This is a genomic window from Roseomonas sp. CECT 9278 (assembly GCF_918698155.1).
Classification (GTDB): Bacteria; Pseudomonadota; Alphaproteobacteria; order Acetobacterales; family Acetobacteraceae; genus Neoroseomonas.
This window is the reverse complement of sequence record NZ_CAKKLX010000012.1, coordinates 61,264-75,817: the sequence shown is the minus strand read 5'-3', so window position 1 is coordinate 75,817 and position 14,554 is coordinate 61,264. Positions and strand designations below refer to the sequence as shown.

Here is a 14,554-nt window from a genome sequence, read left to right as displayed (position 1 = left end):
GGGAGTACAAAGGGATGCGGAAGCTGCTGATGGCAGCCGCGCTGGCCGTGGGCCTGGGCGCGGGCGTTTCGGAAGCGCGGACGGTGCGCTGGGCCGCCTCGGGCGATCCGAACACCATGGATCCGCACAGCCAGAATGTCGGCACCGTCACCATGGTGCTGCAGCAGATCTACGACCCGCTGATCCAGCGCACGCAGGAGCTGGGCCTGGCGCCGGGCCTGGCGACGCGGTGGGAGCAGGTGGAGCCCAACCGCTGGCGCTTCTGGCTGCGGTCCGGGGTGAAGTTCCACGAAGGCCAGGCCTTCACGGCGGATGACGTGGTGTTCTCCATCACCCGCGCGCAGCAGCCGACGTCGAACTACGGCATCTATGTGGACACCATCGCGAGTTCGGTGGCGGTCGAGCCGATGGTGGTGGATGTCATCACCCGCGTGCCGGACCCGATCCTGCCCAACAAGATCGCGTCGCTGTTCATCATGTCGCGGTCGTGGTCCGAGCAGCACAACGCGACGCGCCCGCAGAACACCCGCGCGCGCGAGGAAATGCACACGACGCGCGCCACCAACGGCACCGGCGCCTTCCGCCTGCAGACCCGCGAGCCCGATGTGCGCACGGTGATGGTCCGCAACAACGACTGGTGGGGCTGGAACGAACCCGCCAGCCGCGAGGCCAATATCACCGAGATCGTCTATCGCCCGATCTCGTCGGATGCGACGCGCATCGCGGCGCTGCTGTCCAACGAGGTCGACTTCGTGCTCGACCCGCCGCTGCAGGATCTGAACCGGCTGCGCGCGGCGCAGGGCATCCGCGTGCTCGAAGGGCCGGAGGTCCGCACGATCTTCCTGGCGATGGACGTGCATCGCGACCGGCTGCTGTATTCCGACGTGACCGACCGCAATCCGCTGAAGGATCTGCGGGTGCGCCAGGCGCTGTATCATGCGATCGACATCCAGGCGATCCATCGCACCACCATGCGCGGGCAGTCGGTGGTGACCGGCACCTTCTTCCCGCCGCAGGTGAACGGGTATTCGCGCGAGGAAGACGTCCGCCTGCCCTATGACCAGGCGCGCGCCCGCGCGCTGCTGGCGGAAGCGGGCTATCCGAACGGCTTCGGCATCACGCTCGATTGCCCGAACAACCGCTACATCAACGACGAGCAGATCTGCCAGGCGATCGTGGCGATGTGGGCGCGCATCGGCGTGCGCGCGCAGCTGAACGCGATGCCGCTGGCGCCGTTCTTCGCGAAGATCCAGCGCGAGGATACGTCGATCTACCTGCTGGGCTGGGGCGTGCCGACGCTCGATGCGCTGTATTCCTTCCAGTCGCTGGTGCGTTCGCGCGATGGCGGGCAGGGCAACGGCATCTGGAACTACGGGCGCTATTCCAACCCGCGCATGGACCAGCTGATCGACATCATGGTGAACCAGTCGGGCGAGGCGCGGAACGCCGCGATCCGCGAGGCGCTGCGCATCTATCGCGAGGACGTGCCGCATATCCCGCTGCACCACCAGATGATCCCCTGGGCGATGCGCTCGACGCTGACCATCCCGCACATGGCGAACAACCAGCCCTATTTCCGCTGGGCGCGGATGAACTGACCTGAACCGCGTGCGCGGCGGTGATTGCCGCCGCGCCCGCGCCGGAGTGATTGCATGTTCGCCTTCATCATCAGCCGCATCCTGCAGGCGCTGCCCGTGTTGCTCTCGGTGGCGCTGATTTCGTTCGCCATGTTCGCCTATGTGGGCGACCCGGTGGCGATCATGCTGGGGCAGGACTACACGCAGGCGCAGCGCGATGCGCTGGTGGCCGACCTGGGGCTCGACAAGCCGTTCTGGGTGCAGTTCGCGACCTTCATCGGCAATGCGGTGCAGGGGGAATTCGGCCTGTCCTACCGGCTGTCGCGGCCGGTGGCGGATTTGATCGCGGAACGCGCGCCGGCCACGCTGGAGCTGGCCTTCACCGCGGCGATCCTGGCGCTGGCGGTGGGCGTGCCGATGGGCGTCTATACCGGGCTGTACCGGCATTCCTGGCTGTCGCGCTTCTTCCTGACCTTCAGCCTGATCGGCGTGTCGCTGCCGACCTTCCTGATCGGCATTCTGCTGATCCTGGTGTTTGCCGTCTCGCTCGGCTGGCTGCCGTCCTTCGGGCGCGGGGATACGGTGCGGCTGGGGTGGTGGACGACCGGCTTCCTGACCTGGAGCGGGGTGAAGGCGCTGGTGCTGCCGGCGATCACGCTCGGGTTGTTCCAGCTGACGCTGATCATGCGCCTGGTGCGCGCCGAGATGATGGAGGTGCTGCGCACCGACTACATCAAGTTCGCCCGCGCGCGCGGCCTGCCGAACCGGGCGGTGCATTTCGGCCATGCGCTGAAGAACACGATGGTGCCGGTCATCACCATCGTGGGGCTGCAGCTGGGTGCGATCATTGCCTTCGCCATCGTGACGGAAACCGTGTTCCAGTGGCCGGGGATGGGGCTGCTGTTCATCCAGTCGGTCGGTGCGGCCGATATCCCGGTCATGAGCGCGTATCTGCTGCTGATCGCGCTGGTCTTCGTGACCATCAACCTGATCGTGGACCTGCTCTACTACGCCGTCGATCCGCGGTTGCGGATCGGGCGCGGGAAGGGGGGGCACTGAACCATGGCCGCCGCGGTGAAGCGCTTCTTCGATTCCGACCTGTGGTTTTCCTTCACGCGATCCCCGGTGACGGTGGTGTCCGCCATCGTGGCCGCGGTGTGCATCCTGGGCGCGGTCTTCGCGCCGTGGATCGCGCCGCACAACCCCTTCGACCTGGCTTCGCTGAATCTGTCGGACGCCTTCAAGCCGCCGGCCTGGACCGAGGAAGGTGCGCGCGAATACGCGCTGGGCACGGATGACCAGGGGCGCGACGTGCTCTCGGCCATCATGTATGGCGCGCGGGTGTCGCTGCTGGTGGGCGTGTCGGCCACGGTGTTCGCCACGCTGCTGGGCGTGTCGCTGGGGCTGCTGGCGGGGTATGTCGGCGGCGCGCTGGACAGCCTGCTGATGCGCATCTGCGACATCCAGCTGACCTTCCCGTCCATCCTGGTGGCGCTGCTGGTCGATGGCGTGGTGCGCGCGGCCCTGCCGCGGGAAGTGCATGCCGAGATCGCGCTGTTCGTCGTGATCTTCGCCATCGGCATCAGCGAATGGCCGAAATTCGCGCGCACGGTGCGCGGGTCCACGCTGGTCGAGCGCAACAAGGAATACGTGCAGGCGGCGCGCGTGATCGGCGTAAGCCGCGCGCGCATCATGGTCAGCCACGTGCTGCCCAATGTGCTCGGGCCGGTGCTGGTGGTGGCCACGCTGAACCTCGGCCTGGCGATATTGAGCGAGGCGACGCTGTCCTTCCTTGGTGTCGGCGTGCCGCCGACGCAGCCTTCGCTCGGCACGCTGATCAGGATCGGCAACGACTTCCTGTTCAGCGGCGAGTGGTGGATCACGATCTTCCCCGGCATCGCGCTGATCATGATGGTGCTGTCGGTCAACCTGCTGGGCGATTGGTTGCGCGACGCCCTGAACCCGAAGCTGCGCTGATGTCCGAACCCCTGCTTGAAGTGCGGAACCTGCGCGTGGAATTCCCCACGCGGCGGGGCACGCTGGTCGCGATCGATGACGTGTCTTTCTCCATCTCACCCGGCGAAGTGCTGGGCGTGGTGGGTGAATCGGGCGCCGGCAAGTCGATGACGGGTGCCGCGATCATCGGCCTGCTGGAACCGCCCGGGCGGATCGCCAAGGGGCAGATCCTGCTGAACGGCAAGCGCATCGACAATCTGCGCTACGAACAGATGCGCCGCATCCGCGGGCGCGAGATCGGCGCCATCTTCCAGGACCCGCTGACCACGCTGAACCCGCTGTACACTGTGGGCCGGCAGCTGGCGGAGACCATGACCACACACCTGCCGATCGGCCCCGCCGAGGCGAAGAAGCGCGCCATCGAATGGCTGGAGCTTGTGGGAATCCCGGCCGCGGCCCAGCGCATCGACAGCTACCCGCATGAATTCTCGGGCGGGATGCGCCAGCGGGTGGTGATCGCGCTGGCGCTGTGTGCCGAACCGAAGCTGATCGTGGCCGATGAACCCACCACGGCGCTGGATGTGTCGATCCAGGCGCAGGTGATCGCGCTGCTGAAGACGCTGGCGCGCGAGAAGGGCACGGCGATGATGCTGGTCACCCACGACATGGGCGTGATCGCCGAGACCGCCGACCGCGTCGCGGTCATGTATGCTGGGCGCATCGCCGAGATCGGCCCGGTGCGCGAGGTGGTGAAGCACGCCAACCACCCCTATTCCGCCGGGCTGATGGGGTCGATCCCACCGCTGGACCGGCGGGTGGAACGGCTCGCGCAGATCGATGGCGCGATGCCGCGGCTTTCCGCGATTCCTCAAGGCTGCGCGTACAACCCGCGCTGCCCGCAGGTGTTCGGCAAGTGCCGCGCATTGCGCCCGGACCTGCTGGATGCCGGCACCACCCGCGCCGCCTGCTGGCTGTTCGACACGGAGGTGGCCCGTGGCTGACGCGACCTTGATGTTCGAGGCGCGCGACCTGGCGCGGCATTTCGACGTGTCGCGGCCGCTGCTGCAGCGGATGGTGGCGCGCGAAGGCCGGCGGACGCTGCGCGCGGTGGATGGCATTTCCTTCGCCATCCCGAAGGGCACCACGCTGTCGCTGGTGGGGGAATCCGGCTGCGGGAAATCCACCGTCGCGCGGCTGTGCGTCGGGCTCTATGCGCCGACCGCCGGCAAGGTGGTGTTCGACGGGCGGGATTTGGCGCAGGCGCGCGCCCTGGCCGACCAGCGCCGGCGCATGCAGATGATCTTCCAGGACCCCTATGCGTCCTTGAATCCGCGCTGGAGGGTGGGGGACATCATCGCCGAACCCATCCGCGCCTTCGGCCTGGTGGGCACGCGCGCCGAGCAGGACAACCGCGTCGCGGAACTGCTGACGCAGGTGGGGCTGTCGCCGCTCGATCGGCAGAAATTCCCGCATGAATTCTCGGGCGGGCAAAGGCAGCGGATTTCCATCGCGCGGGCGCTGTCGTCCAACCCGGAATTCCTGGTCTGCGACGAACCGACCTCCGCGCTGGACGTGTCGGTCCAGGCGCAGATCCTGAACCTGATGAAGGAGCTGCAGCAGCGCCTCAACCTCACCTTCCTGTTCATCAGCCACAACCTGGCGGTGGTGCGGCAGGTGAGCGACCGGATCGGGGTGATGTATCTCGGCCGGCTGGCGGAACTGGCACCGGCCGAGACGCTGTTCCGCCGCCCGCGCCACCCCTATACGCGCGCGCTGATGGAGGCGATCCCGGACCTGGACATGACCGGGCGCGAACGCATCCCGGTGGGTGGCGAGGTGCCGTCGCCGATCACCCCGCCATCCGGCTGCGCCTTCCATCCGCGCTGCCCGCTGGCCAATGACCGCTGCAAGCGGGAGCGGCCGGAACTGAAGCCGGCCGGCGACGCGATGGTGGCCTGCCACGCGGTCGAGGAAGGGCGCGACGACGCCATGCCGATGCCCGCCATCGCGCGGGACGCCGCGTAGCGCGGATCGCCCTCGGCCGGCGTCAGCCGAAGCCGCGCGGATGCCCCGCACCCGGCAGGCCCGCGGCCTGCGCGGGCACGGATGCCGCAGGTGCCGCGCCATCCGTTACGCGCCGTTGCATCGCGACACCCGGCCGCAAGGCGGGCGCTGTTACACTCGCGCCTGACGTGGGCCGGCATGGGGCCGGGCCGCGCAGGAGGTATCCGGTCCGATGGCGACCCGCCGTCCCGTTCTCGCGTTGCTGGCGCTGCCCGCCCTGCTGCTGGCGGGCTGCGACGATGCCATGCTGCCCCCGCCGGTGGATCGCGCCGCGATCGCGGCCGCGACGCGCGACATCGCCGCCGCGCCCATGCCGCGCCCCACGCTGCGCAGCCCGGAACAGGATGCCGCGATGCTGTCGCGCGTGGCCGCGCGCACCATCCGTGCCGCGCAGCCCTTCTGCCAGGCCGAGCTCGGCAGCGGGTGCGATTTCCAGGTCGGCATCATGCCTGCGGCGACGCCCAATGCCTTCGCGCATGATGCGAATGGCGTGACCGTCACCACCGGGCTGCTGCGCCTGGTGTCGAATGACGACGAATTGGCCGGCGTGGTGGCGCATGAGATCGCGCATCACGTCGCGGGCCATCTGGCCGAGGGCACGCGGCGGGCGCAGGTGGCCGCGACGATCGGCGCTGCGGTCGGCCGCGCGGCGCAGGATGTGGTGGGCATCGACCTCGGCCTGGCGCGACTGGGCGCCGAGACCGGCGCGAAGGCGGCAAGCCTGACCTTCTCCAAGGCGCAGGAGCGCGAGGCGGATTACCTCGGCGCCTTCATCGCCGCGCGGGCGGGCTATGACCTGGAGCGCGCCGGCGGGTTGTGGGCGAAGATGACGAAGCTGTCGGGCGACCAGACGACGTCGTGGTTCGACACCCATCCGGCCGGGCCGGAGCGGCTGGCGGCCTGGCGCCGCGCGGCGGAGGAGATCGCGCGCGATCCCCGGGCCATGCCGCGGCGCGGCGGCTGGTTCGCCTGATCAGCGCGGCGGCGCGAAGGGCACCACCGCCACGGCGTTGTAGGGCGACCCGTCGATCAGGCGGGTCGACCAGGCCAGGTAGACGACCGTGTTCGCCGCCTCGTCGATGAAGCGGTGGACGCGGGTCTCCTTGAAGAACAGGGAGGTGTCGCTTTCGTAGACCAGCTCGCCGCGTTCGCCGCGGCGGGCGCCGTCGGCCACGCGCACCGCCCCGGTCGCGACGCAGACCAGCGAGAAGCGGCCGGGGTCCTCCGCCAGCCCGACCATGCCGCTGAGGCCGCCCGTGCGGGCCTGGCTGATGTAGCAGGACACGCCCGCCACCTCGGGGTCGGAGAAGCGTTCCACCACCACCCGGTGGCTGCGCGTCAGGCCCAGGTTGGTGATGGCGGTGTTGACGAAGCCGATGCGCGTCGTCTCCTCGGCGGCGGCGGGCAGGGCGATCAGCAGCGCCAGGACTGCGGCGATCAGGCGAGGCATGGGCGGGCTCCGGTGGTGGGTGCGTGGCGTCAACGCGGCAGCACGCATCTGGTCACGCGCCGGCGCGCAGGAAAGCCTCCATCTCGGCCCAGGGGCGCGCGATCACGTCGCCATCGGTGGGCGAGCCGAGCGCCTCGAACAGGGCGGTTTCGTCGGCGGCATCGATCACGCGGCGCGGGACGGGGGCGCCATCGGCCTCGAAGCCAAGCTGCACGGCGCCGCTGGTGGTGCTGAACCAGGTCCAGCGCGCGCGGTCGATCAGCCCTTCGGCGTACCACTGGTCATGGCGCGGGTCCCCGGTGACGGACGAGAGGTCGAGGAACAGCGTGCGCGCGGGATCGGCGGGGCACAGATGGATGACGCCGTGCTCGTGCGGGACGAAGGCGTGGCGTTCGTCGCGCAGCAGTGTGTGGCGCAGCACGAGGCCCGAGGCGAGGTCGGCGCGCAGGTCGTCGATCAAGGCATCCGCCTCCGGAGCGCTGCTGCGGCGGTGGATCAGCAGCATCGGCACCAGCAGGATGGCGCTGCCCAGCACCAGCACGACCCAGTGCGCGGTCTCGATGATGCCGAAGGCGAGATCAAGCAGCGCGATGGCGCCGAACACCGCGACGACGACCAGCGCCATCTGCCGCAGGCCGCCGCGGGCCGCGCCGGCGTGCTGTCCGGTCAGGCCTTCGAGCTGCGCGCGGAGCTCGGGCGGGGCGGGAACGGTCGCAGTGGTGTAGGGCACTTCAGTCACCGATCGCGACCCCTTCACGCCGCGGGTCCGCGCCGCCGAGCAGGCCCTGTGGCGTGACGCGGATGATCTGCAGGCCGGAATTCATGTCGCGGATCTGCACCTCGTGGCCGCGCGCGCGCAGGGCGGGGGCGAGCGCGGCGGCGGGCGTGTCGGCTTCCAGTTCGATCGCGCCGCCGATGGTGCCGACATGGGGCAGGGACGCGGCCTCCTGCGGTGTCAGGCCCCAGTCGAGAACCGCCACCAGCGACTGCGCGACATAGCCGATGATGCGCGCCCCGCCTGGCGATCCGGTCAGCGCCTGCAGCCGGCCCTCGGCATCCAGCACGATGGTGGGGGACATGGAGGAGCGCGGGCGCTTGCCGGGTTCGACGCGGTTGGCGATGGGGCGGCCGTCGCGCTCCGGGGCGAAGGAGAAGTCCGTGAGTTCGTTGTTCAGCAGGAAGCCGCGCACCATCAGCCGCGCGCCGAACAGCGCCTCGATGGTGGTGGTCATGGAGACCGCGTTGCCGTCGGCATCGACGATCGAGACATGGGTGGTGCCGGTGCCGTGGTCCTGGGCCTGCGGGGCGTGGCGGGTGGTCTCGCGCCAGGGCGGGTTGCCGGCGCGCGGGGCGGGCATGGCGCGGTCGCGGTCGATCAGCTGCGCGCGGGTGGTGAGGTAGCCGGGATCGGTCAGGCCGCGCGTGGGCACCGGGACGAAATCAGGGTCGGCCACATAGGCATTGCGGTCGGCGAAGGCGAGGCGGCCGGCATCGCCGATCAGGTGGGCGGCCTCGGCCCCGCGCGGGTCCATGCGCGGCAGGTCGAAATGGCCGAGCAGGCCCAGGATCTGCGCCACCGCGATGCCGCCGGACGAGGGCGGCGGGAAGCCGCAGACGCGATACCCGCGATAGGGCGCGCACAGCGCCTCGCGCCGGCGCGGGGCATAGGTGGCGAGGTCGGCCAGCGCCATCACGCCGGGATTGGTCGGGTGGCGGGTGATGGCGGCGACGATGTCCTCGGCGATCGGGCCGCGGGCGAGGGCGGCGGCACCCTGCTCGGCGATGGCGCGCAGGGTCTCGGCCAGCGCGGGGTTGCGCAGGCGGTGGCCGGCGGGCAGCGGCAGGCCCTGGTCGGTGAAGAAATACGCCGCGGCGCCGGGGTCGCGGCGCAGCAGCAGCATGTCGAGGGCGATCTCGCGCGCCAGGCGATCGCTGATGGGGAAGCCGTCCTCCGCCAGGCGGATGGCGGGGGCGACCAGGCGCGGCCAGGGCAGGCGGCCGTGCTCCTTGTGGGCGGCTTCGAGCATGGCGACGAGGCTGGGCACGCCCACGGCGCGGCCGCCGGGCATGGCCTGGAGCATGGGCAGCGGCCGGCCATCGCGCAGGAACAGGTCGGCGCCGGCGGCGGCGGGGGCGGCTTCGCGCCCGTCCCAGGCAGTGATGCGGCCGGTGGCGCCGTGCAAGTGCAGCAGGAAGCCGCCGCCGCCGATGCCCGAGGATTGCGGTTCGACCAGCGTGAGGACCATCTGCACGGCGATGGCGGCGTCGGTCGCGGAGCCGCCCTCGCGCAGCACATCGAGGCCCGCCTGGGCGGCGAGCGGGTGCCCGGCCGCGACCATGTGGCGTTGCGCGGGCTGGGCCTGCGCGATGCCGGTGGCGAGCAGGACCAGGAGGATGGCGCGGAGGAGGATCATCGCGGCAGGATAGCGGAATGCAGGATTTCGGGCAGCGCACGCGGCGGCTGATTCGCGGGCGGCGCGCGGAGGCGTCGGGCCGCGATGCCGAGGGCGTGGCGTCGGCGGCGCTGGAGCGCGAGGGCTGGGTGGTTCTGGCGCGGCGGGCGCGCACGCCGGCGGGCGAGATCGACCTGGTGGCGGAGCGGGACGGGGTGCTGGCGTTTGTCGAGGTGAAGGCGCGGCCGTCGTTGAGCGAGGCGGCTTTCGCCCTGGGCAAGCGGCAGCGGGCGCGGCTGGTCGCGGCGGCCGAATGCTGGCTGGCGGCGAACCCGGGCCATGGTGCCGCGGGTGTGCGCTTCGACGTGGTGATCGTTGCCGCGGATGGGACGGCGCGGCGGATTGCGGATGCGTTCCGAATTGGCGATTGAATTTATCATTCGATCCATCGCCAAGAACCAACGGCCAAGTAAGGGAGGGGGATTCGGGGGAGCTCCCGCCCTTTTTCAGGCCGCCTTGCGCCCCGGCATCCGGTGCCGGAAGGCCAGCGCCTCCGCCACATGCGCGCGCCGGATGGTGCTGCTGCCCGCCAGGTCCGCGATGGTGCGCGCCACGCGCAGCGTGCGCACATGCCCGCGCGAGGACAGGCGCAGGCGGGTCGCCGCCATTTCCAGCAGCGCCTCGGCCTCGGTGTCGAGCAGCGGTTGCAGGTGGCGCAGTTCGGCCTCGGCGTTGTTGGGCGGGCCGTCGGGGCCGTGGCGGGTGCGCTGCGCGTCGCGCGCGGCCAGCACGCGGGCGGCGACGGTGGCGGAGGTTTCCCCGGCCGGCGCGCGGGTGAGTTCGGCGGCGGGGATGGGCATGACCTCGATGGTGAGGTCCATGCGGTCGATCAGCGGGCCCGACAGGCGGCCCTGGTAGTCTTCTCCGCAGCGCGGTGCGCGGCCGCATTCGCGCGTGGCGTCGCCGAGGTAGCCGCAGCGGCAGGGGTTCATCGCCGCGATGCATTGGAAGCGCGCGGGATAGGTGACGTGGGCGTGGACGCGGCTGATGGTGGTGCGCCCGGTCTCCATGGGTTGGCGCAGGGCCTCCAGCGCGGGGCGCGGGAATTCGGGCCATTCGTCGAGGAACAGGACGCCGCGATGCGCGAGGCTGATCTCGCCGGGCTTCGCGCGCGCGCCGCCGCCGATGAGGGCCGGCATGGAGGCGGAGTGGTGCGGGTCGCGGAAGGGCGGGCGCATGACCAGGCGGCCGCCTTCGAGCATGCCGGCGATGGAGTGGACGAGGGAGACTTCGAGGGCCTCGGCGGGCGAGAGGTCGGGCAGCAGGCCGGGCAGGCGGGCGGCGAGCATGGACTTGCCGGCACCTGGCGGGCCGACCATGAGCAGGTTGTGGCCGCCGGCGGCGGCGATCTCGATGGCGCGCTTGGCGGATTCCTGGCCTTTCACTTCGGACAGGCAGGCGGTGGGGCGCGGCGTGGTGTCGGGTGCGGGCGCCTTCGGTGGCGAGAGGTGCTGCACGCCCTTGAAGTGGTTCAGCAGGGAATGGATGTCGGGGGCGGCGAGGACTTCGATGCGACCGGCCCAGGCGGCCTCGCCGCCTTGTGCTGCGGGGCAGATCAGGCCGAGATCGCGTGCGCTGGCACCGAGGGCCGCGGGCAGCACGCCGGCGACGGGGACGATGGAACCGTCGAGCGAGAGTTCGCCGAGTGCGGCATATCCCGCAGCGTCTTCCTTCGGGATGATGTCCATCGCCGCCAGCAGCGCGAGCGCGATGGGCAGGTCGAAATGCGAGCCCTCCTTCGCGATGTCGGCCGGTGCCAGGTTCACCAGCACGCGCTTGGGCGGCAGCGACAGGCCCAACCCGGTCAGTGCCGCGCGGACGCGTTCGCGGCTTTCGGTGACCGCCTTGTCGGGCAGGCCGACCAGCAGGAAGGCGGGCAGGCCCGGGGCGATCTGCACCTGCACTTCGACCGGGACGGCGTCGATGCCGGCGAAGGCGAAGGTGGCGATGCGGGCGATGGTCATGGCGTCGCGCCAGGGTGGCGCGACGCCGCTTGGAAATCAACTTATGCGATGGTCAACGCCGGACGATTTCCACCCGGCGGTTCTGCGCGCGGCCCTGCTCGTTGTCGTTCGCGGCGACCGGCGCGGCCATGCCGGCACCGAAAGGCGTGAGGCGCGCGGCGGCGATGCCGTGGTCGCGCGTGAGGGCCGTGACGATGGCGGCGGCGCGGCGGCGCGAGAGATCGACATTGTGGTCGAAGCCGCCCTGGCTGTCGGTGTGGCCGGTGACGACGACGCTGACGCCGGGGTTGGCGCGCAGGTACTTGGCGATCTCCTCGATCGTCGGGCGGGAGTCGGGGCGCGGGTCGGCGCGGTCGGTGTCGAAGGCGATGCCATAGAGCGCGACGCGCCCGGTCGCCGCGATGGCGCGGTCCATCGCGGCCGCGTCGACGAAGACGATGCGGTCGGTTTCCATGGGGCGCGCCTCGACCACGTCGATCAGCGTTTGCGGCCGGTCGCGCGGGCCGCTGACCGACAGCAGCGAGACCCAGACATCGCCTTCGGCGCGTTCAAGGCGCATCGCCGCATAGACGACGCTGCCGTGGTTCGAGGCGATGCCCGCATTGCCGGGCAGCGCACCCGTCACTGCCGCCCAGAGGTCGACGGCATTGCCGCCGCAGCTTCGCGCCTCGCAGGAAAACACCGTGCGGAAGCCGCCCTGTTCCATCCGCTGCTGCCAGTTCCGGACCACTTCCAGCGGCGAGCGCCCATCGGGGCCTTCGTAGCGCATGCGGGTGATGCGGCCGGCGACCGCGGTGCTGTTCGCCTCGGTCGCGCGGGGCGATCCGGGCGGGCGGCCGCCGGGCGCGATGGGCGCGGTGACGATCCGCATCTCGCCGAAGGCGAGCTGTTCGCGCAGGCGCTGCACGGCGCCGTCGTAGCGCCCGACCAGCGGGTTGTCGGCGGCGCCGGCGATGTCGGCGGGCGGCGGGGCGGGGCGGGGTTGTGCGGCGGCGGGCAGGGCGAGGAGGATGAGGGCGGCGGCCAGGGCCAGTCGGGTCATCAGGATTCCATCGTGTGGGCGGTGCGCCGCACCTGGCGCAGCAGGCGGCGGAAATTGCCGGACCAGAGCAGCGCGATCTCACGCGCGCCGTAGCCGCGCGCGGCGAGTTCGGCGGTGAGGGTCGCGGTTTCCGACGCGTCCTTCCAGCCAGGAATGCCGCCGCCGCCGTCGAAATCCGACGAGAGGCCGACATGGTCGATGCCGATGCGCGCCACGGCGTAGTCCACGTGGTCCACCATGTCCTTCACCGTGGCCGGCGAGCGCCCGCCGGGGGGCGCGGCGCGCAGGAAGGCATCGAGCGCGGTGATCTGCACGAGCCCGCCGGTGGCGCGCAGCATGTCGAGCTGTTCGTCATCGAGGTTGCGCGGATGGTCGCACAGCGCGCGGCAGCAGGAATGCGTCGCGGCGATCGGCGCGCGCGACAGTTCCGCCGCCTGCATCATGGTGGATTTCGCGCTGTGCGAGACATCGACCAGCAGGCCGACGCGGTTCATCTCGGCGATCGCGGCGCGGCCGAGCGGCGACAGGCCGCCATGGTCCTGTTCCGCATCGCCGAGGTCGGGCTTCGGGCGCGCGGCATCGGCCAGGTCGTTGTGGCCGTCATGGGTCAGCGTGACATAGATCGCACCGAGGTCGCGCCAGAGCTTCAGCCGCGACAGGTCGCGCGCCATCGCGTTGCCGTTCTCGACGGCGGAGAGCACGCACAGCGCGCCGGCGGCATGCGCGGCTTCGAGTTCGTCCGCGGTGGTGCAGAAGCGGCGCGTGCTGCCATCGGCGCGGGTGCGGATGTGGCGCAGCATGGCCTCGGCGCGCGCGGCGGCGGCGGCGAGGGATTCGTCATCGCGCTTGGTCTGCGGGGTGTAGGCGATGAAGACCGCGGCGTTCAGCCCGCCGCGCAGCATCTTGGGGAAGTCGACGCGGCGGTCGGTCTCGGTGGTGGCATCGGGCGGGTCGGGCCAGCGGATGTCGATATGCGTGTCGAGGGTGAGCAGGGTCATGCGTCGCCCCAGCCGGTCAGGAAGCGTTCGAGCAAGGTGCCGATCATGTCCACGTTGTAGCCGCCTTCCTGGGTGATCGCGGTGGGCAGGTTGAGGCCGCCGATCATCGCGCCGGCTTTCGCGAAGCCGTCCGCGGTGACCGACAGGAAGCGCAGCGGTTCGTGTTCCGATGCATCGAAGCCAAGGGCCACCACCAGCGCATCCGCCTTCACGTCGCGGATGGCGGCAAACGCGTAGCGCAGCGCATCGAGCCATCCGGCATCGCCGGTGTCGCGCGCCAGCGGCATGTTCATGTTGCGCCCGTCGCCCGCGCCGCCGCCGCGTTCATGCGTGCGGCCGACGAACCACGGATAGTAGCCATCCGGGTCGCCATGGATCGAGATGGTCAGCACGTCCGGCCTTTCCCAGAAGATGCCCTGGGTGCCGTTGCCGTGGTGGCTGTCGATGTCGAGGATGGCGACCTGCTTGGCGCCCGCATCGCGCAGGTGCTGCGCGGCGAGGGCCGCGTTGTTGACGAAGCAATGCCCGCCGGCGCGCGCGCGATAGGCGTGGTGGCCAGGCGGGCGGCACAGGGCGTAGGCGCTGCGGCCTTGCGCGGCTTCGGCGGCGGCGGCCAGCGCGCAGCCCGCGGCGCCGGCGATGGCCTCCCAGGATCCATGGCCGATCGGGCAGGAGGTATCGGCGGTGTACCAGCCGGCGCGCGCGACGATGCCCGGGCCGGGGCGCGCGCCATGGGTCATCATCTCGTCGGAGGCGTGGACGTTGGCGACGACCTCGGGGCCGTGGTCGGGCAATGCCTCCCATTCGGTCATGGCGTTCGCCAGGAAATCCACGAAGTCCGGCGCGTGCACCGACAGCATGGCGTCGCGCGTGGCAGCCTGTGCCGTTTCGGGCGGCAGGCCGAGGCGATGCAGCGCGGCTTCCAGCGCGACCGCGCGCGCGGGAATCTCGAAGTTGGGCCGGACATTGCCGCGCTGGATGGAGAAGCGGGGGCCATGGGCCGCCTGGGCCGGATGCGCGAATGTTTTCATGCGCGGGGAAGGCTATGGG

Annotated in this window: 14 protein-coding genes; 7 read left to right on the top strand and 7 right to left on the bottom strand. The window is 70.9% G+C overall.

The features are described 5' to 3' along the window. Nucleotides 1-14: 14 nt before the first annotated feature. The 6 genes from LQ222_RS10455 to LQ222_RS10430 all read left to right on the top strand — a co-directional run bounded on the left by LQ222_RS10455 (nucleotide 15) and on the right by LQ222_RS10430 (nucleotide 6,570). On the top strand, nucleotides 15-1,598 hold the full coding sequence (locus LQ222_RS10455) for an ABC transporter substrate-binding protein (RefSeq protein ID WP_230166278.1): 1,584 nt from the start codon (nucleotides 15-17) through the stop codon (nucleotides 1,596-1,598). A 54-nt stretch (nucleotides 1,599-1,652) separates the two neighbouring features. Beyond that, a complete protein-coding gene (locus LQ222_RS10450) occupies nucleotides 1,653-2,636 on the top strand; it encodes an ABC transporter permease (protein WP_230166277.1) in 984 nt (327 codons plus the stop codon). A 3-nt stretch (nucleotides 2,637-2,639) separates the two neighbouring features. Next, nucleotides 2,640-3,554, top strand: coding sequence for an ABC transporter permease (locus LQ222_RS10445; RefSeq protein WP_230166276.1), 915 nt, complete (start codon nucleotides 2,640-2,642; stop codon nucleotides 3,552-3,554). Next, on the top strand, nucleotides 3,554-4,534 hold the full coding sequence (locus tag LQ222_RS10440; RefSeq protein WP_230166275.1) for an ABC transporter ATP-binding protein: 981 nt from the start codon (nucleotides 3,554-3,556) through the stop codon (nucleotides 4,532-4,534). The genes LQ222_RS10445 and LQ222_RS10440 overlap by 1 nt, the downstream gene beginning before the upstream one ends. Further along, a complete protein-coding gene (locus tag LQ222_RS10435) occupies nucleotides 4,527-5,558 on the top strand; it encodes an ABC transporter ATP-binding protein (RefSeq protein ID WP_230166272.1) in 1,032 nt (343 codons plus the stop codon). The genes LQ222_RS10440 and LQ222_RS10435 overlap by 8 nt, the downstream gene beginning before the upstream one ends. A 211-nt stretch (nucleotides 5,559-5,769) precedes the next feature. Next, nucleotides 5,770-6,570 (top strand): M48 family metallopeptidase, encoded by an 801-nt coding sequence (locus tag LQ222_RS10430; RefSeq protein ID WP_230166271.1) that lies wholly within the window; start codon nucleotides 5,770-5,772, stop codon nucleotides 6,568-6,570. Here LQ222_RS10430 and LQ222_RS10425 read toward each other — a convergent pair whose 3' ends face one another. The 3 genes from LQ222_RS10425 to ggt are packed head-to-tail and all read right to left on the bottom strand — an operon-like array spanning nucleotide 6,571 to nucleotide 9,461. Further along, nucleotides 6,571-7,047: a CreA family protein gene (locus LQ222_RS10425; protein ID WP_230166269.1), complete on the bottom strand. Its 477-nt coding sequence runs from the start codon at nucleotides 7,045-7,047 to the stop codon at nucleotides 6,571-6,573. A gap of 52 nt (nucleotides 7,048-7,099) precedes the next feature. Continuing rightward, nucleotides 7,100-7,786 (bottom strand): hypothetical protein, encoded by a 687-nt coding sequence (locus LQ222_RS10420; protein WP_230166267.1) that lies wholly within the window; start codon nucleotides 7,784-7,786, stop codon nucleotides 7,100-7,102. Next, nucleotides 7,779-9,461 carry a gamma-glutamyltransferase gene (gene ggt / locus LQ222_RS10415; RefSeq protein WP_230166265.1) on the bottom strand — a complete coding sequence of 561 codons (1,683 nt, stop codon included), beginning with the start codon at nucleotides 9,459-9,461 and terminating at the stop codon, nucleotides 7,779-7,781. Before ggt ends, LQ222_RS10420 begins: the two co-directional genes overlap by 8 nt. Before the next feature lie 17 nt (nucleotides 9,462-9,478). Between ggt and LQ222_RS10410 the strand changes: the two genes are divergently transcribed. After that, nucleotides 9,479-9,871, top strand: a complete 393-nt coding sequence (locus LQ222_RS10410) for a YraN family protein (protein WP_230166264.1) — start codon at nucleotides 9,479-9,481, stop codon at nucleotides 9,869-9,871. A 75-nt stretch (nucleotides 9,872-9,946) separates the two neighbouring features. On the opposite strand, the gene LQ222_RS10405 is transcribed toward LQ222_RS10410, so the two are convergent. Genes LQ222_RS10405 through LQ222_RS10385 form a run of 4 tightly spaced genes read right to left on the bottom strand, consistent with a single transcriptional unit; the run spans nucleotide 9,947 to nucleotide 14,535 of the window. Beyond that, on the bottom strand, nucleotides 9,947-11,464 hold the full coding sequence (locus LQ222_RS10405; RefSeq protein WP_230166262.1) for a YifB family Mg chelatase-like AAA ATPase: 1,518 nt from the start codon (nucleotides 11,462-11,464) through the stop codon (nucleotides 9,947-9,949). A gap of 52 nt (nucleotides 11,465-11,516) precedes the next feature. Continuing rightward, nucleotides 11,517-12,506, bottom strand: a complete 990-nt coding sequence (locus tag LQ222_RS10400) for an OmpA family protein (protein WP_256444022.1) — start codon at nucleotides 12,504-12,506, stop codon at nucleotides 11,517-11,519. Continuing rightward, entirely contained in the window at nucleotides 12,506-13,504 is a 999-nt protein-coding gene (locus LQ222_RS10390) for a dipeptidase (RefSeq protein ID WP_230166261.1), read from the bottom strand. The genes LQ222_RS10400 and LQ222_RS10390 overlap by 1 nt, the downstream gene beginning before the upstream one ends. Then, the gene (locus LQ222_RS10385; protein WP_230166260.1) at nucleotides 13,501-14,535 is read right to left on the bottom strand and encodes a histone deacetylase family protein; all 1,035 of its coding nucleotides are present in this window, start codon (nucleotides 14,533-14,535) and stop codon (nucleotides 13,501-13,503) included. The genes LQ222_RS10390 and LQ222_RS10385 overlap by 4 nt, the downstream gene beginning before the upstream one ends. Nucleotides 14,536-14,554 lie beyond the last annotated feature (19 nt).